Here is a 16,085-nt window from a genome sequence, read left to right as displayed (position 1 = left end):
ATTTATAATAGTACTATGGATAGATACTACTTACTGATGCCCAATGGGCAAAAATGGAACCTTTTTGCCTAGGTAAAGTGACCGATCGAGGTCGTAGTGGAAAAGATAATCGATTATTCTTAGAAGCAGTCCTATGGATTGCCCGTACAGGCAGTCCATGGCGTGATCTACCTCCTCATTTTGGTAAATGGAATACCGTCTTTAAAAGATACCGTGATTGGGTGAAAGCTGGTGTATTTGAAACTATTTTTGCATCTGTAAATGAAGATGTTGATTTGGAATACGCCATGATTGATGGAACGATTGTTAAAGTTCATCGACATGGCCAAGGTGCAAAAGCGGGACTTTCAAACAGTCTATAGGTAAATCTCGAGGTGGAATGACCTGTAAAATTCTTGCCTTAGTGGATAGTCTAGGCAACCTCATTAAGTTTCGATTAATGCCTGGTCAATATCACGATTTAGTAGAAACCAAACCTTTAATCGAAGCTGTTGATTTTCAAGCATTACTAGCGGATAAAGCATTTGATGCAGATTGGCTCATCCAAGAACTCAATGAACGTAAAGTGAAAGTGGTGATCCCACCTAAATCTAATCGGAAAGTAATGAGAGCATTTGATACGATTATGTATAAATGGCGTCATCTCATTGAAAACTATTTCTGTATGTTAAAAGAATTTAAACGTATAGCGATGCGTAGTTGTAAAACAGATACGAGTTTTGAAGCCATGATTCAATTGTGCGCGAGTTTAATTAACTCTTGGTAATTCTCAACAGACCCTAGCCTCATGCCCCGATATGGAGTGGATTTTTATTGATGGCTCCCATGTACATGCTCATCAATATTCTGCCGGCATAGCGAATAATCTAGTTCTAAAAGTGTAGGAGGAAACTCCTCAAAAATAGATTTGATTATTGATGCACATGGCAATCCTATTGATTTCATGATTACCGATGGAACCACACATGATGTTAAAGTTGCACCTAATTTAATATCAACATTAAATTTAAAAGGGACAAAAGTGGTATGCGCAGATAAAGGCTATGATTCAGAACCACTGCGTGAACAGATCAGGAAAACAGGGACTAAAGCGAATATACCAAAGAAAACGAATAGTCAATCGAACACTGACCATATGGACTGGTATTTATATAAAATCAGGCATTTAATTGAAAATATGTTTTGTAGATTAAAGCAATTTAGAGGAATAGCTACTCGATATGACAAGCTCAAAAGAAATTATCAAAGTTCTGTTGCTTTAGCCTGTATATTTTTATGGCTACCTTTATAGGGTTAATTATGAACAGTAAATGTCAACAGACCATAATTCCAAGATCCGCTGTTGTTCTGGTGAAAGTTGACGTTTGCTTGAACCCACTGGATTGGATTCACGAATCCATTTGTCTAAAGTTGAATAACCCACGCTTAATTTCTGGGCGATTGTAGCTATAGGTTCGTGGGAGTTTGAAAGTGCATAATCAATCGCTTGCTGTTTAAATTCAGGACTTGAACAGTATTGCTGCACAAGATAGCCATTTCTTGAATCTCCAAAGATTAAAGTTACGTTATCTTTAGAGGGACGTGCTGTCCATTATTTTGGCTAGGATCATGTCTGTTTTACAATTAATGCAAGCATAATCAGTGTAAAACATTTTGCATGTGACTTGTTCCACTTTAGATATTTGTTTAAGATGAGATGTAACTCATTGAAATGTGTCATCATATTCGTCGTCAGAAAACAAGTATTATGCCATTATTTCAATGAGTTATCTTTTTTGTCGTGTACAAAGTTATATTTTATAAACTCAGCATGAGACCAGTCGAGTAAACTTATCAAACGAAGTATTCATTAATTCTGCTCTTCAAGAGCATCTACATACTCAAACAAGTCACTCATCGTACAGTTAAAGTATTTACATAACTTATCAGCGACTGGTAATTCAATACGTACAGCACGGTCATAATACATACTTGTGAGCGTATTGCGATTGATACCTGTTGCATGCACCACCTCACTTAATTTTAAAATTTTTCTATCGCCCATGAGCCTAGATAACTTACAAGTAATCATATTTAAATTAACTTACAAAAAAATAACTTGCTGCGGGTTATTTTAAGTTGTTGCATGAGTAATACTTTGCTAAAATTAACCTGCAGCAGGTTATTACAACTTATAGAAAGTATATTTTATCCATTTCAAATAAATTATAACTTTTTAAATATAAGGATTGAACCTGCATTAGATTATTTTGTGGAGATGACCGCCGTGCTACCGAATGAGTTATTGATCAGCCAGCAAGCTCGTGACTTAGGAAACCAATTAATTAAAGAAATGAACATCAATAGAAGTTACGGAATGGCTAATTTTCTTGGAGTAAATACTTGCTATGATAATCATCAGGCTGTACTTATTTGGACATTTCAACTTCTTGAAAGGAAACCTACCTTAAACGAATTAGCAGAAATTAAAAAATATTTTCTTTTAATCTTTCCAGATAGTGTTTATCAATTAGCCTAAGTTGTTTTTAAAAATTAGACCTCTTGCGAAAGTAAAAACCACCTCAATATAAATTTCATGAGATATCAGAAATTAAATCGTTTGTTCAGATTCTGAATTCAAACGCTTGGTTGGTGTACCTCGACAAGTTTTTACTGAAATGGTAGAGGTTTTAGAAAAAGCAGAATCACTCAAAAAGAAATCAGGCCGTCCTCATACTTTAGATATAGAGGATCAGTTGTTATTAACTCTCAATTATAGTCAAACCGCTTAATTACTCATACACTCGTTAAAGAAACGACTAAAAAGCTTATCTATTGAGTTAACCAACCATTTTTTCCTTTCACCCATGCCCACATTTTTTCAATAGGATTAAGGTCAGGACTATAAGGTGGTAACCAAAGTATTTGATGCCCATGTTGGAGAGTTTTTCTATATAAAAGTATGATAATCACCTAGCTATTACTTAAATAATCACCCCACCACTGCATCATTTCAGTCCGCTGGGTTAAATAGTCAGCGTGATTATAGCTGGCACGGGTACGGTTCTTATCAATATGTGAAAGTTGTGCCTCAATCCAGTTATCCTGGAACAAACCTGAGTCATTCAAAATGGTACTAAAAGTAGAACGTAATCCATGAGAAGATAGTTGATGTTTGCCATACCCCATCTTACGTATGGCCATATTTAATGTATTAAAATGAATCGGTTGATTATGTTTGCGAGGGCTAGCAAAAAGGTATTTTTCACCGTATGACCACTGCATGACGTCTTTCAAAATCTCTAAAGCCTGATTTGAAAGTGGAACTAAAAAATCTGGAATCTCATGGCCTAATATGACTTTTCGTCGAAACTGTTTAATATGCAAGGCAGGTATTTTCCAGATTTTTTCATTTAAATCAAAATGATGAGGCTCAGCCAATAACAATTCAGCCCCTCGCACGCCAGTATGTAATTTGAACAGCAGTGCTTTTTTAATAATCGGATGGGCATCCAATTTTAATAAATTTTTCTTAAAATCTGATATATCCTCCGCTTTCAAATACGGATAATTCTTCTTGATTTTACTGTTAATGGCGATTTTATTTAAACCATGCGCGATGTTGAATTCACAATAACCCATCGCTACAGCGTAGTCATAAATTTGGTTCAAATAACTACAAGCTTTCTTGACAGGTTCTTTTACTTGGCGTCCCTCTATTTTTTTGATTACTGAAACCAGGTCATAACGCTTGATGTTTTGAAAAGGTAAATCTTGAAGGTCTGGATAAATATCTTGCTGTAAACATCTTTCTGCTAACTGTAGTACACCGCAGCGGGGTGAATCATTAAATGCATTTTTCAGTTTGAACTGCAGCCACTCCTCCCCTACCTTACGAAAGGTGATGACATTAGAGACAGTATCATGCTCAAAACAATAATTATTGTCTTTAAAGTCATCTTTGACTTGTCGTGCCTTTTTCAGCGATAAATCAGGATAAAGCCCCAACTGAATGCGGCGACGTTTTTTTGTTTGTGGATCTGTATAGCGATAGCACCAAGATTTTCTTCCAGTCGGCTCAATCTTCAGGCTAAGTCCATCTTCATCGGATAAAAAACAGGTTTTTTCCTTGCAATGAGCTTGGCGAACTTTAATTTCAGTAAGACTCATGAAATTTAAATGAAACCTATCAGCGGATTGACGAGATCCATTATATCAAAATAGAAGAAAATATATATGATGCGTACACTACGCATCATATATATTTGTAATATATTGTTTTATATATTTAATATTTTAAGTATTTGTATTTTAGTAACCATTATAAGTACCACCTCTTCTTTAAGTTCCCAACAACTCACTTTTTCTGTCATCAATGTTAAATAAGTCTTGTGCTTTAAATTCTTAGATGACCTCCTCTACCCTTTATTATCATTTTTATAAAAGTAACTATATGTACTCATTAAAATTTGTAGAGCTCAAAAACAAAAAAGACCGCTATATAGCAGTCTTTTAACTTAATTAAATAATAATTAATTCATTTTCATCATAAGTGCATAAGCATCACGTTTGTTTTGACGCAATGATTCTATCTCGGACTTCGTCAGCTGTTTTACGAGAGTTGAGGATATACTTTGCTTCCCACTCTGTGAGCCTTTCGAAATCGTACCCGTAAATCGATTTCCACCATGCTTCAAGATTACCATATACATCCCTCAATTGCTGAAGAGTTTCTTTACTTAGAGCTAATTGTGATGAGTATTGTTTACCCGTCAGTGCATATGCTCCAATAACTTTATTCGTCCCAGTTGTTTCAATATGACCTTTTAATGCTGCAAAAGTACCACCTTGGGTCTGGGTATCATCAACAATAATAACACATTTATCATTGTTTATTGTCCCATCAAATGCTGGTGGGTTGGCTAATCTATGCCACCCATCACCGCCAGTTCTTGATACTTTTATAGCTTGAACTATATTCGTATCAACTTCAAGCCCAAGTTTCTTTGCTATAACTGCTGAAGTAGCTAAAGGAATCATATTACGACCGACTGCTTCCTCAGCATGTACAGGTACTATAATAGTTTCCCGACCATCGATAATTCTTTCTAGTTCAGCAATCGCCTCATCCGAAACTAAATCTTTAGCTAAAATATACGCACTTTCAACATCCCCTGCTTTAGCAGCTTCATACATGTAATGAGAGGTTGCATCTCCAAGACCACGGTCAATAACCGTTTTAGGAAACATATTCCAATCTGTGCGATATAACTTCATATTTTTAAATAAGTTTTAATGATGGCTAGCATTAAATTTTACACTAAATTTACCGCTAGCATCTCTTGGATATTATTTTTCGTATCAGGCAGCACTCTCAAAAGCCGTTTGTTTGGACAGTCCCCATGATCATACACGAGGCAGCTTCAAATACTTATGGGCCCATCCTATCCAGTTGTATCTTCTTGCATCACATGAATATTGTATACTCATTTTGACTACTTGAAAATTATGGAACAACGTCAATAAAAACAATAACTCTAGAGTCTTTAGTCGACATTCCTAAAAAGGTAAATTCAACATTTCTTTCCATATCATTTCTTTGTGTCTCTGGATGAACAAAAGAAACATAGCTTATTTCAAAGAATCGGGCTAGGGTTTTTATGCCAATGATTTTGTTCTCTTCATTAGCAATTAAAACATCTAATTCCAGATCAAACTCTTCTAATTATTTAATTAAATCTTTAACTTTCATTTTACTATCAACCTCTATGAATTATTTAAAAAATTAGCACAATGAAACTTGTGAAAAAAATGGATTTGAACAAAATTTTTTAGCAAAAAAAGCATAGCAACCAGAAAAATCTTTCCAGCAATCAACAAAAATATCCCCGTGTGCTTCCAGTTTACAACATTTTGACTACCACACTGCCCACAGTAGTAATAATAGCCTTTGATACGGCCACCGCATTCAGGACAATTTTTATGATTAATGAATAAGTTACTCAACGTCTCTTCTCCAAAATTCTTATTATCAAGTTGTAAGTGAAGATAGCACACATTTATAAAAATGTCTTTTTTAAAACATCAAAAGATGTTATAAAAAAGACATTCGCTACTTTAGGATAACTTTTAAGATGAATTTAAATCTCCTTGATGAAGAATCAATCCAACCTTCTGAACCCACGCCATGTGATTTTTTCAAAGGTGAAAATGCTATCAAAAAAGCTAAACAGTTAGGATTACCTGATCTCGAGTTAGTCAGAAACGCAATTATGATCGGTGATGCTGACTATAGAACAAATACTCACTATAACCGTGCACGCTTTATTGCACGATGGGGAAAAATTGGAGAACAGATTGCTTTACTGCTTCGACAATCTGATCCTGCTTGGATATTCCACAATGACAGCCAGCCAAGAATTGAGAATACAGTAAAGAAAATACAAATTATCTTTATGAGCGGGAATATTGCATTGGGGTTAGCTGATCAAGTTGTATCAGCACACTGTGAAAAAGGATTAATGACATTAAATAATATTAAGGAGAATCAGTCTGCTTATGATGATGAGACAAAATTGAGAACATGGATTTTATACTTTCCTTCAGCATCACATCCAGCCTATAAAGACATTGATATCCCAAATATTCCTTTTGAATTTGCATACCCAACTAGCTTCGTACAGGACTTAAAAGCGAAAAAAATTTCAATTTTACCAAGTGACCATACTTGCAGAATTGCATTTGAAATAGATAATACAGTTCCTGTAAAAACTGATCCTAAGCCAGTATTGGAACCATCTAATGAAATTAAACCAGATGATTTTGATATTCAGCTTGTAGTTTAATCTGAGGTTAATGTGTTTAATAAAGATCGTTTACGTATTGCTAAAGAATTACGAGGACTTAGCAATACCGATTTCGCAGAAAAATTGAGTTGCTCTATCTCTAAGGTAAAGCAACTTTTAGACGTGGATAAAGAAATCAATGAAAATGATCAAGATGATATATGCCGTGTATTAAATTTACCCAAGTCATTCTTTGCAGGTAATGACACACAACCACATGAAACAGACCAAATCTTCTATAGATCGGTTGCTCGTATTAAAGCACAGCATAGAAAAGCTAATGAGGCATATACTCTTTTAGCAATAAATATTAACAAGTACTTAAATCAGAAAGTAAAGTTACCTACTTTTCACCGTCCTGATTTAGATATTACTGAGTTTTTGGGTGAATCTAAGTATGCCGATCACCTAGCGTCAGAGTTGAGAGGTTTATGGGCTTTAGGTAATCAACCTATTAATAACATTGTTTCGTTGTGTGAGCTAAAGGGAATCCGTGTCTTTAGATTACCGACTGAAATTCGAGAAATTGATGCACTATCTTTTTTTGATGATGAAAGTGGTAGCCCTTTCATATTTCTAAATACATTTAAGTCTGCCGAAAGAGCCCGCTTCGATTGTGCACACGAACTTGGTCATATCGTTATGCATACGCATAACAAAAAAATTCGTGTCGAGAAAGATAATCGTGTTCTCGAAACTGAAGCGGATCAATTTTCATCTGAATTTTTAATGCCAACAGATGCATTTCTTTCTACTGCTCCACGCTATTTTTCACTAGAAAATATGATTGAGTATAAAAAGATTTGGCGAACATCCCTGAAGGCTATTAACTATAAAGCTCACAAGCTGGGATTAGTTAGTGATTGGGTTAATCGTAGTAACTCTATAAAGATCAATTCGTTGGGCTACAACATTAATGAACCTGAAGAAACTCATCGAGATGAGAGTTTGATGTTGCCCAAAATTATCTCTGTTTTAGCCTCACAACCATCTTTTGATAAAAATAAAATGCTTGATGAAATTGGAATCTCTGAAGAAGATTTTAATCAATTAACATTTGATGCTTTAGCTAAAGTTGAGCCCCCGAAGAAAAAACATAAGTTATATATTGTCGAGTAATACAAACCTTCCTTAAAAATAATGCGCCTTACGGCGCACTATTTATGCAAAATCCTGATTAATTTTTTTATGACTTCACGCCCAACGTAGTTTTGCATCCCATAAGTCATACTGAAAATGTAACTTGCCCCATCATGACTTTTTTCATATAGCCTACTTGAACTGACACCATAAATCCCATGTGTTCCATGAAGCATCGTATACAATTTCAGATAAATTCTTTAGTTATGTGATCATACAATGTGCTCAAATTACCTATTTCCAAGTAAAAGAAATTTGACACTTTTAGGTGTCGATACCAGCCTGTTCAATCTTGAGCTTAAGGACCATGTGTTCCCTTCTTACCATGCCCCGATCATTTTAAATGGCTCTGAACATTTGGAACTTGATATAGCAAAGTTTGGCTTGCTCCCGAGCTGGGCAAAAGAGTTGAAATTCAGTAGTCATACCTATAACGTTCGTACCGAGTCTGTAGCAGATAAGCCCAGTTTTCGACATGCTTGGAAGTACAGCAAGTTTTGCCTTGTGCCTGTACAGGAGTTCTATGAACCCAAATACATCAATGGCAAACCACACTGGTACACCATCAAGCGTAAAGATGAACAGCCTTTTACAGTTGCTGGTATCTATGACGATGCTGTGATTAATGGCAATAAGGTACGTTCATTTTCAATGCTCACCATCAATTCTGATCATCACCCATTCATGAAGCAGTTCCATGCACCGAAGGATGAGAAGCGATCCATCATCGTGATTCCAGAGCAGTATAGAAAAGATTGGTTGACTACAGACCATGAAGGGGTCGTCTCAGGAAACGGAAAATATAGCACGCTAAGGATTTTCACTCCGACTTCTTTTAACGATATCCAACACGGTATTTTTGCTTAGATTGACCAGCCGACCGACTTGTCGATAAGAGTGTCCAGCAGACACCAACTCCAACACTTTAGGTGCCAGACGATCTGACTTGGTACGTTGACCAGGACGACGACCAAACACAACGCCCCGCGCTTGTGCCGCTGCTACACCAGAGCGCACACGTTCACGTAGTAAATCTCCCTCAAACTCTGCTAATGCAGACATCACAGAAGCCATGAGCTTTCCCTGAGATGTGGAAAGGTCAAACTGCAAACCTGTTTGTGCCACCAGAGATACCCCGAAATGCCCAAGATCTTGTAATGACTGTACGAGATCCACGGTGCTTCTGCCCCAGCGTGTCAATTCCGTCACCAAGATGGCATCGATTTCACGAGATTGCGCCATGGTCATCAAGTATTTTCTTTGCAATCTCTCATCCTTACTGCCTGATGCAGTTTCTTTCCAAACACCGACAACATCGTAGCCGCAACGATTGGCGTAGGCACGTAGGTCATATTCCTGTCGTTCGCAGGACTGATCGTTCGTTGATACTCGGCAATAAATGGCCGCATTCTGTCCCAATTGAACCTCCTTGCGAAATTGCAGCGCAAAGCTAAGCGTGGCGGTACAAAATAATGTACCTTTAATAGTTTAGTTTATTTGGGACTAATGAGCCATGCCGCGCCATTCTATTTTGTCGTCCACGGAATTGGGAAGCCTGTTCGAAATTCCAGATGATAGAGCTTTTATGCTTCAGCATTACACTCTGAGTGATTCTGATAAATCCATAGTCCATCAACATCGAGGGGCATCCAACAAGCTAGGCTTTGCAATTCAACTTTGCTACATGCGTTACCCTGGAGTGATATTGGGTATTAACGACGAACCATTCAAACCCTTACTTTTCATGATGGCTGCTCAACTTAGTATATCAGTGGACTGCTGGAATGATTATGGTCAGCGCGAGCAAACAAGACGAGAACATATTGCCGAATTGAAAAAAGTTTTTGGGTTCAAACTATTCACCTTGAGTGACTATCGGCAATCGGTCAATATGATGGTGGATTTGTCCCTTCAGACAGATAAAGGTCTTATTTTAGCCACAACTCTCGTTGAAAATTTACGACAAAAATCAGTCCTTTTGCCAGCTATAAATGCAATTGATAGTATTTGCGCAGAAGCAATCACATCTGCCAACCGCATAATTTATACTGCTTTGACGAGCTCACTTTCAGAAACTCATCGTCAAAATATAGATGCTTTGCTGAACCGTAAAGAGGGCAGCAAACTGACAATATTGGGGTGGCTTAGACAGTCACCAGCTAAACCAAACTCAAAGTACATGCTTGAGCACATTGAGCGGCTGAAGTGCTTACAAGCCATCGATCTACCTGAAGACATTGGAAAACACGTTCATCAAAATCGCTTACTGAAAATTGCTCGCGAAGGTGGGCAAATGACTCCTGCTGATTTGGCCAGATTTGAATCTCAACGTCGATATGCCACTTTGGTAGCAATCGTTGTGGAGAGTATGGCCACGATCACCGACGAAATTATTGACCTGCATGATCGCATTATTGGAAAGCTATTTGCTATCGCAAAAAATAAACACCAGCAACAATTTCAATCATCAGGTAAAGCGATCAACGACAAAGTGCGTTTGTATGGGCTTATCGGGAAAGCCTTGCTAGATGCCAAGCAAAATGGCAGTGATCCGTTTGCCGCCATCGAAACTGTTATTTCATGGGATGCTTTTGCAGCAAGTATTACTGAGGCAGAAAAACTGGCGCAACCCGAAGACTTTGATTTTTTACCACGAATTGGCGAGAGCTATGCAACTTTACGCCGTTACGCGCCAGAACTTCTTGCCATACTTAAATTGCGTGCTGCCCCAGCAGCAAAAGATATGCTTGCCGCTGTAGAGTTGCTCCGCAGCATGAATGTTGATAATACACGAAAAATCCCCTCTAATGCTCCAATAGCGTTTATCAAAAAACGGTGGGCAAGACTAGTCTTTACCGATGATGGTATTGATCGCCGCTATTACGAAATATGTGTGTTATCTGAACTTAAAAACTCGCTACGGGCTGGGGATCTCTGGGTACAAGGCTCTCGCCAATTCAAAGACTTCGATGAGTATTTAGTGACTGCTGATAAATTTAATCAGCTAAAACAGTCCAATGAGTTACCTCTAACCATTACTACTGATTGTGATCTATATTTGCAAAGTCGCCTTTCACTATTGGAGCAGAAATTAGCAATCATTAATCGCATGGCAGCGACCAACGATTTGCCTGATGCGATGATCAATCCAAAATATGGCGCAGAGCCTGGAAGGTTATTTTATACACACATTTCTGATCAATACGCACCATTTAGCAGTAAGCTGATCAATGTGGGCGTTCGTGATTCAACCTATGTTCTTGATGGGCTGCTGTATCACGAGTCTGATTTACGCATCGAGGAACACTACACCGATACGGCTGGATTCACCGACCATGTTTTTGCACTCATGCACATGCTAGGGTTTCGATTTGCACCACGAATTCGTGATCTGGGCGATACGAAACTCTATATTCCAAAGTCAGACATAGACTATGCCGCACTTAAACCCATGATTGGCGGCACACTGAATATCAAACAGATTCGTACTCATTGGGACGATATTTTGCGTCTGGCCGCATCAATCAAGCAAGGGACTGTCACAGCGTCGCTAATGCTACGTAAACTCGGTAGTTATCCACGACAGAATGGTTTGGCATTGGCATTACGAGAGCTGGGGCGTATTGAGCGCACACTGTTTATCTTGGATTGGTTGCAAAGCGTAGAACTACGCCGTCGGGTTCAAGCTGGATTAAATAAAGGTGAAGCCCGTAATGCATTAGCGCGCGCCGTTTTCTTTTATCGATTGGGTGAGATTCGAGATCGAAGCTTTGAGCAACAGCGTTATCGAGCCAGTGGCTTGAATCTAGTGACCGCCGCCATTGTATTGTGGAACACGGTTTATTTAGAGAGAGCGACTAACGCCCTACGAGGGCATGGTCGCACAGTCGATGATACCTTGCTGCAATATCTGTCACCGCTGGGGTGGGAGCACATCAATTTAACTGGGGATTATCTATGGCGAAGCAAAGCCAAGATAGGTGGTGGAAAATTTAGGCCATTGCGCGCAATTGAAAAACCTTAGCGTGCTATATTTTCCGTTTCCTGAGACGACCCCTATCATTACGACGAACTTGAGCTTCTCGGAATGGAGCAATGTATTTGGTGATGCTAAGTTGACGACTGCACTGCTGGATCGACTGACTCATCATTGCCATATCATCGAAACGGGTAATGAATCCTATCGTTTTAAGCAAAGCACGGAGGAAGCCAAGCAGCGTATAAAGAAACGAGAAGCAGAGAAAGGAGAGTTATTTTAACCGTCGATCAGTGAAGAAAAAGCAACAGCAATTGATCGATTTATCCACAGCAGTGTAGTACGCTACATTGCTTAAATGCCTGGTCAATATTCAACGAGCATCGCTGGTCAATATTAAGTGAGCGTCAACAATCTTGGGCATTTCGGGGTATCTCTGGTGGCACAAACAGGTTTGCAGTTTGACCTTTCCACATCTCAGGGAAAGCTCATGGCTTCTGTGATGTCTGCATTAGCAGAGTTTGAGGGAGATTTACTACGTGAACGTGTGCGCTCTGGTGTAGCAGCGGCACAAGCGCGTGGCGTTGTGTTTGGTCGTCGTCCTGGTCAACGTACCAAGTCAGATCGTCTGGCACCTAAAGTGTTGGAGTTGGTGTCTGCTGGACACTCTTATCGACAAGTCGGTCGGCTGGTCAATCTAAGCAAAAATACCGTGTTGGATATCGTTAAAAGAAGTCGGAGTGAAAATCCTTAGCGTGCTATATTTTCCGTTTCCTGAGACGACCCCTAACTGAAGACATTGACGGTGGATGGGCTGCAATGGGAATTAAAACCTCTACAGAGTTCACAGCGGGTTGCAAGCGTTGGGTTGAGTTGAGGTTATCGGATTGGAAGTGGAGGGCTGCCATATGATTGCCATCTCTGACATAGCGTTTTAAGGTATTTTTCTAGGGCGTATTGATGTTTCAACGTATTAACAATCATACGAACAACCTCATTCTCTCAGGTCATTTTCTTCTTGCCGATGGGTGATTTTTCGCCGATAAGCACTTGGTGATACACCAAACCAGCGTTTAAACGCGCGCCGAAAATTAGCAGAGTCGTGGTAATTCAGTAAGCTGGCAATTGCCTCGACCGATATTTGAGGGTCATGTAAATAACTACTGGCTTTCTCAGATAAAATCCGATCTCGAATCAGCCGGTAACTCGTGTTCTCTTTGACCAGACGTCTGGCCAGCGTACGCTTATTCATAAACAAGGCTGCAGCCAGATCCTCTTCACTCAGTTGCCCGAGCGGATAGGACAGCATGGCTTTTTGCACTTGGTAGGTGGTGCTGTGTTGTTGGGTCTTGAGCCGGTTGAGGATCATTTCGCATTGTTGCATCGCCAGCAGATAGCTATCGTGCTGCGCGGATGCATTGGCAATCAAGCACAACTCGGTCGGCACTCGGATCGACAGTTGTGGCTGATCAAACTGATAGGTACCGGCAAGATAATCCGCGTAACAGGCATGATGATCGGGGGCGGGATGGCTAAACTGAATCACCGCCTCGGTCAGCGGTCGTCCAACAATAAATTCGGCACATTCCGAAAAAATCACTGCAACGGTTTCGGACAGTAGCCGATGTACTGCGCTATTCAGGGTTTGCTCAAAAAAAATCATGCAGCTCGTCCACGCAGCATCGGTATGTGCTTCAAGTCGCATCAAACTTATACGCGTCGGCAAAAATGTCTGAAACGCATGTAACACGGCTAGCAAGTTCGGGCTACTATTAATTAAAAAGCCCATCGCACCATGCGTTGAGGGAGTTAGGCGCTGACCCAAGCGCAAACCGAACTGTTCAGATGTTGATAGATCTATGCTGTTTTGCAGGATCTGAGCTTGTTGGCTGGCCGTGATCATGGTGTCATCACGCATCAGTTGCTCAGTGGTCAGCGCAGTGAATTTTAATAATTTCGGCAGATCGCGCGCTTGTAAGTCCAGTTCTCGACCGATCAAACGGGTATAGCTACACGGAATGATCGCGGGTTCTTTGCCTGAGTGAGTCTGATACATGGAATATGCTTTATTGGCTGACGAGGTAATATTGTCTTTTTATGACCTCTATTTGTCAAATAATAACCTCTACAGAACCGCAGAGAGTGCGTAATCTTGAGCTTGAACAGTGAAATTAAGCCAAATCGGAGTCGTAGCCATGAGCCAAATTACATTTATTGCCCACGATGGTGCACAAACCAGCGTTGCAATCGAAGCGGGTAAGTCACTAATGCAGTTGGCGGTTGAAAACGGTGTTGCCGGAATTGATGGGGATTGCGGTGGCGAATGCGCCTGTGGTACCTGCCACGTGATTGTCAGTGCTGAGTGGTCGGATGTTGCGGGTACGGCACAAGCGAATGAGCAGCAGATGTTGGAAATGACCCCAGAGCGTGCTGCCACCTCACGTTTGGCGTGTTGTATCCAAGTGACCGATGCAATGGATGGCATGACGGTACATCTGCCTGAGTTTCAGATGTAACACGTCAGCTGTAACCCAGCGGATCAACCGCCTTAACAAACACACCTCGTCAACGATGCTCAGTCAGGAGACCATCATGAACTCAGTCGCAGAAATTTTTGAGAAAATAACCCAAACTGTCACCAGCACCGCTGCAGACGTAGCAACCACGGTTACGGATAAAGTCAAGTCTAATGAGCAGTTTCAAACGGGCAAGCAGTTTTTGCATGGTCAAGTGACCCGTTTTGTCCCATTGCACACGCAGGTTCGCGGCATTCAGTGGATGCAAAAAGCCAAATTCCGTGTGTTTAACGTGCAAGAATTTCCTGCATTTATCGAGCAACCGATTCCAGAAGTTGCAACACTGGCACTTGCTGAGATTGATGTTAGCAACCCATTTTTATACAAGCAAAAAAAATGGCAGTCTTACTTTAAGCGGCTGCGTGATGAAGCACCGGTACATTATCAAGCCAACAGTCCGTTTGGGGCATTTTGGTCGGTCACGCGTTACGATGATATTGTCTATGTCGATAAAAATCATGAGATTTTTTCAGCTGAACCTGTGATCGCGATTGGCAACACCCCTCCTGGGTTAGATGCTGAAATGTTTATTGCAATGGACCCACCCAAGCACGATGTGCAGCGGCAGGCCGTACAGGATGTAGTCGCACCAAAAAATCTCAAAGAGCTAGAGGGTTTGATTCGGCTACGCGTGCAAGAGGTTTTGGATCAGTTGCCAACGGATCAGCCGTTTGATTGGGTGCAGAATGTTTCGATTGAGCTGACAGCCCGTATGTTGGCAACATTATTTGATTTCCCATACGAAAAGCGGCACAAATTGGTTGAATGGTCAGACTTGATGGCTGGCACTGCGGAGGCCACAGGTGGGACAGTGACAAATTTGGATGAGATTTTTGATGCAGCAGTCGATGCAGCAAAGCATTTTGCGGAGTTATGGCATAGAAAAGCCGCACAAAAATCTGCAGGCGCTGAAATGGGCTATGATTTGATCAGCTTGATGCAGTCAAACGAAGCGACTAAAGACCTGATTTATCGGCCGATGGAGTTTATGGGCAATTTGGTCTTGCTAATTGTCGGCGGCAACGATACCACACGCAACTCGATGACGGGTGGGGTATACGCACTTAACCTGTTTCCAAATGAGTTCGTCAAACTCAAAAACAATCCGAGCTTGATCCCGAACATGGTATCCGAAATTATTCGCTGGCAAACCCCGCTGGCCTATATGCGTCGGATTGCCAAGCAAGATGTAGAGCTTAACGGTCAGACCATCAAAAAAGGCGACAAGGTGGTGATGTGGTACGTTTCTGGCAACCGCGATGAGCGAGTGATTGAGCGACCTGATGAATTGATCATTGATCGTAAAGGTGCGCGTAATCATCTGTCATTTGGTTTTGGTGTGCATCGCTGTATGGGTAATCGCTTGGCCGAGATGCAGTTGCGAATCTTATGGGAAGAGCTGCTTCAGCGTTTTGAAAATATTGAGGTTTTGGGTGAGCCAGAAATTGTGCAATCTAACTTTGTGCGCGGCTATGCCAAGATGATGGTCAAACTGACTGCCAAAGCGTAGGTATCAAAATAGGCGACAGAGGCATTTTGCAACTGTCGTCGGCAACAATTGATGCTGTG

At 40.4% G+C, this 16,085-nt stretch carries 14 protein-coding genes and 6 pseudogenes; 12 read left to right on the top strand and 8 right to left on the bottom strand.

The window, feature by feature from the left end; genetic code table 11:
* The first annotated feature begins 53 nt into the window (after positions 1-53).
* Both QLH32_RS19735 and QLH32_RS19730 read left to right on the top strand, forming a co-directional pair.
* Positions 54-766, top strand: a protein-coding gene (locus QLH32_RS19735; protein ID WP_262463138.1) for an IS5 family transposase whose coding sequence is annotated in 2 segments (ribosomal slippage) — positions 54-339 and positions 339-766 — 714 coding nt in all. Because the reading frame shifts where the segments join, the coding sequence is not laid out codon by codon here.
* Between the two features lie 13 nt (positions 767-779).
* Positions 780-1,310, top strand: a pseudogene (locus QLH32_RS19730) (IS5 family transposase); the annotation flags it as partial.
* Between the two features lie 14 nt (positions 1,311-1,324).
* Here the strand turns inward: QLH32_RS19730 and QLH32_RS19725 are convergent.
* The 3 genes and pseudogenes from QLH32_RS19725 to QLH32_RS19715 form a co-directional block, all read right to left on the bottom strand.
* A pseudogene (locus QLH32_RS19725) lies at positions 1,325-1,525 on the bottom strand (transposase); the annotation flags it as partial.
* Between the two features lie 84 nt (positions 1,526-1,609).
* Positions 1,610-1,720: pseudogene (locus QLH32_RS19720) on the bottom strand (IS4-like element ISAba33 family transposase); the annotation flags it as partial.
* A 129-nt stretch (positions 1,721-1,849) separates the two neighbouring features.
* The gene (locus QLH32_RS19715) at positions 1,850-2,071 is read right to left on the bottom strand and encodes a helix-turn-helix domain-containing protein (RefSeq protein WP_034602463.1); all 222 of its coding nucleotides are present in this window, start codon (positions 2,069-2,071) and stop codon (positions 1,850-1,852) included.
* 195 nt (positions 2,072-2,266) lie between these two features.
* On the opposite strand from QLH32_RS19715, the gene QLH32_RS19710 reads away from it, so the two are divergent.
* On the top strand, positions 2,267-2,518 hold the full coding sequence (locus tag QLH32_RS19710) for a hypothetical protein (protein ID WP_005155685.1): 252 nt from the start codon (positions 2,267-2,269) through the stop codon (positions 2,516-2,518).
* 57 nt (positions 2,519-2,575) lie between these two features.
* Positions 2,576-2,756 (top strand): annotated as a pseudogene (locus QLH32_RS19705) (hypothetical protein); the annotation flags it as partial.
* Between the two features lie 55 nt (positions 2,757-2,811).
* On the opposite strand, the gene QLH32_RS19700 reads toward QLH32_RS19705, so the two are convergent.
* The 3 genes from QLH32_RS19700 to QLH32_RS19690 all read right to left on the bottom strand — a co-directional run bounded on the left by QLH32_RS19700 (position 2,812) and on the right by QLH32_RS19690 (position 5,256).
* Entirely contained in the window at positions 2,812-2,952 is a 141-nt protein-coding gene (locus QLH32_RS19700) for a transposase (protein WP_262463139.1), read from the bottom strand.
* Positions 2,953-4,149: a tyrosine-type recombinase/integrase gene (locus tag QLH32_RS19695; protein ID WP_279961408.1), complete on the bottom strand. Its 1,197-nt coding sequence runs from the start codon at positions 4,147-4,149 to the stop codon at positions 2,953-2,955. It abuts the gene before it with no gap.
* A gap of 393 nt (positions 4,150-4,542) precedes the next feature.
* Entirely contained in the window at positions 4,543-5,256 is a 714-nt protein-coding gene (locus QLH32_RS19690) for a phosphoribosyltransferase (RefSeq protein WP_001986287.1), read from the bottom strand.
* 857 nt (positions 5,257-6,113) lie between these two features.
* Between QLH32_RS19690 and QLH32_RS19685 the strand changes: the two genes are divergently transcribed.
* The 3 genes from QLH32_RS19685 to QLH32_RS19675 all read left to right on the top strand — a co-directional run bounded on the left by QLH32_RS19685 (position 6,114) and on the right by QLH32_RS19675 (position 8,831).
* Complete coding sequence (locus QLH32_RS19685) at positions 6,114-6,824, top strand: hypothetical protein (RefSeq protein ID WP_001052588.1); 711 nt, start codon at positions 6,114-6,116, stop codon at positions 6,822-6,824.
* Positions 6,825-6,836: 12 nt separating this feature from the next.
* Entirely contained in the window at positions 6,837-7,943 is a 1,107-nt protein-coding gene (locus tag QLH32_RS19680) for an ImmA/IrrE family metallo-endopeptidase (protein WP_000482094.1), read from the top strand.
* Between the two features lie 240 nt (positions 7,944-8,183).
* Positions 8,184-8,831, top strand: coding sequence for an SOS response-associated peptidase (locus tag QLH32_RS19675; protein WP_306669946.1), 648 nt, complete (start codon positions 8,184-8,186; stop codon positions 8,829-8,831).
* Here QLH32_RS19675 and QLH32_RS19670 read toward each other — a convergent pair.
* Positions 8,775-9,383, bottom strand: a complete 609-nt coding sequence (locus QLH32_RS19670; protein WP_004726718.1) for a recombinase family protein — start codon at positions 9,381-9,383, stop codon at positions 8,775-8,777. The two genes, QLH32_RS19675 and QLH32_RS19670, sit on opposite strands and share 57 nt — an antisense overlap.
* A 94-nt stretch (positions 9,384-9,477) precedes the next feature.
* Here QLH32_RS19670 and QLH32_RS19665 point away from each other — a divergent pair, with 94 nt between their 5' ends.
* The 3 genes and pseudogenes from QLH32_RS19665 to QLH32_RS19655 all read left to right on the top strand — a co-directional run.
* Positions 9,478-11,988: a Tn3 family transposase gene (locus QLH32_RS19665; protein ID WP_075315315.1), complete on the top strand. Its 2,511-nt coding sequence runs from the start codon at positions 9,478-9,480 to the stop codon at positions 11,986-11,988.
* 16 nt (positions 11,989-12,004) lie between these two features.
* Positions 12,005-12,223: pseudogene (locus QLH32_RS19660) on the top strand (ATP-binding protein); the annotation flags it as partial.
* A 120-nt stretch (positions 12,224-12,343) separates the two neighbouring features.
* Positions 12,344-12,694: pseudogene (locus QLH32_RS19655) on the top strand (recombinase family protein); the annotation flags it as partial.
* Between the two features lie 240 nt (positions 12,695-12,934).
* On the opposite strand, the gene QLH32_RS19650 reads toward QLH32_RS19655, so the two are convergent.
* Entirely contained in the window at positions 12,935-13,996 is a 1,062-nt protein-coding gene (locus QLH32_RS19650; protein WP_035270176.1) for an AraC family transcriptional regulator, read from the bottom strand.
* 139 nt (positions 13,997-14,135) lie between these two features.
* Between QLH32_RS19650 and QLH32_RS19645 the strand changes: the two genes are divergently transcribed.
* Both QLH32_RS19645 and QLH32_RS19640 read left to right on the top strand, forming a co-directional pair.
* Positions 14,136-14,456: a 2Fe-2S iron-sulfur cluster-binding protein gene (locus QLH32_RS19645; RefSeq protein WP_000078398.1), complete on the top strand. Its 321-nt coding sequence runs from the start codon at positions 14,136-14,138 to the stop codon at positions 14,454-14,456.
* Between the two features lie 76 nt (positions 14,457-14,532).
* Entirely contained in the window at positions 14,533-16,026 is a 1,494-nt protein-coding gene (locus QLH32_RS19640) for a cytochrome P450 (protein ID WP_001089493.1), read from the top strand.
* Positions 16,027-16,085: the final 59 nt, after the last annotated feature.

Source organism: Acinetobacter corruptisaponis, from assembly GCF_030053775.1.
GTDB lineage: Bacteria > Pseudomonadota > Gammaproteobacteria > Pseudomonadales > Moraxellaceae > Acinetobacter > Acinetobacter corruptisaponis.
This window is presented reverse-complemented; position numbering and strand designations above follow the sequence as displayed.

Excerpts from the sequence above, each read along its gene's own strand:
- QLH32_RS19645 (WP_000078398.1), top strand. The coding sequence starts at position 14,136 with ATGAGCCAAATTACATTTATTGCCCACGATGGTGCACAAACCAGCGTT.
- QLH32_RS19685 (WP_001052588.1), top strand. The coding sequence starts at position 6,114 with ATGAATTTAAATCTCCTTGATGAAGAATCAATCCAACCTTCTGAACCC.
- QLH32_RS19715 (WP_034602463.1), bottom strand. The coding sequence starts at position 2,071 with ATGATTACTTGTAAGTTATCTAGGCTCATGGGCGATAGAAAAATTTTA.
- QLH32_RS19690 (WP_001986287.1), bottom strand. The coding sequence starts at position 5,256 with ATGAAGTTATATCGCACAGATTGGAATATGTTTCCTAAAACGGTTATT.
- QLH32_RS19650 (WP_035270176.1), bottom strand. The coding sequence starts at position 13,996 with ATGTATCAGACTCACTCAGGCAAAGAACCCGCGATCATTCCGTGTAGC.
- QLH32_RS19665 (WP_075315315.1), top strand. The coding sequence starts at position 9,478 with ATGCCGCGCCATTCTATTTTGTCGTCCACGGAATTGGGAAGCCTGTTC.
- QLH32_RS19675 (WP_306669946.1), top strand. The coding sequence starts at position 8,184 with ATGTGCTCAAATTACCTATTTCCAAGTAAAAGAAATTTGACACTTTTA.
- QLH32_RS19640 (WP_001089493.1), top strand. The coding sequence starts at position 14,533 with ATGAACTCAGTCGCAGAAATTTTTGAGAAAATAACCCAAACTGTCACC.
- QLH32_RS19695 (WP_279961408.1), bottom strand. The coding sequence starts at position 4,149 with ATGAGTCTTACTGAAATTAAAGTTCGCCAAGCTCATTGCAAGGAAAAA.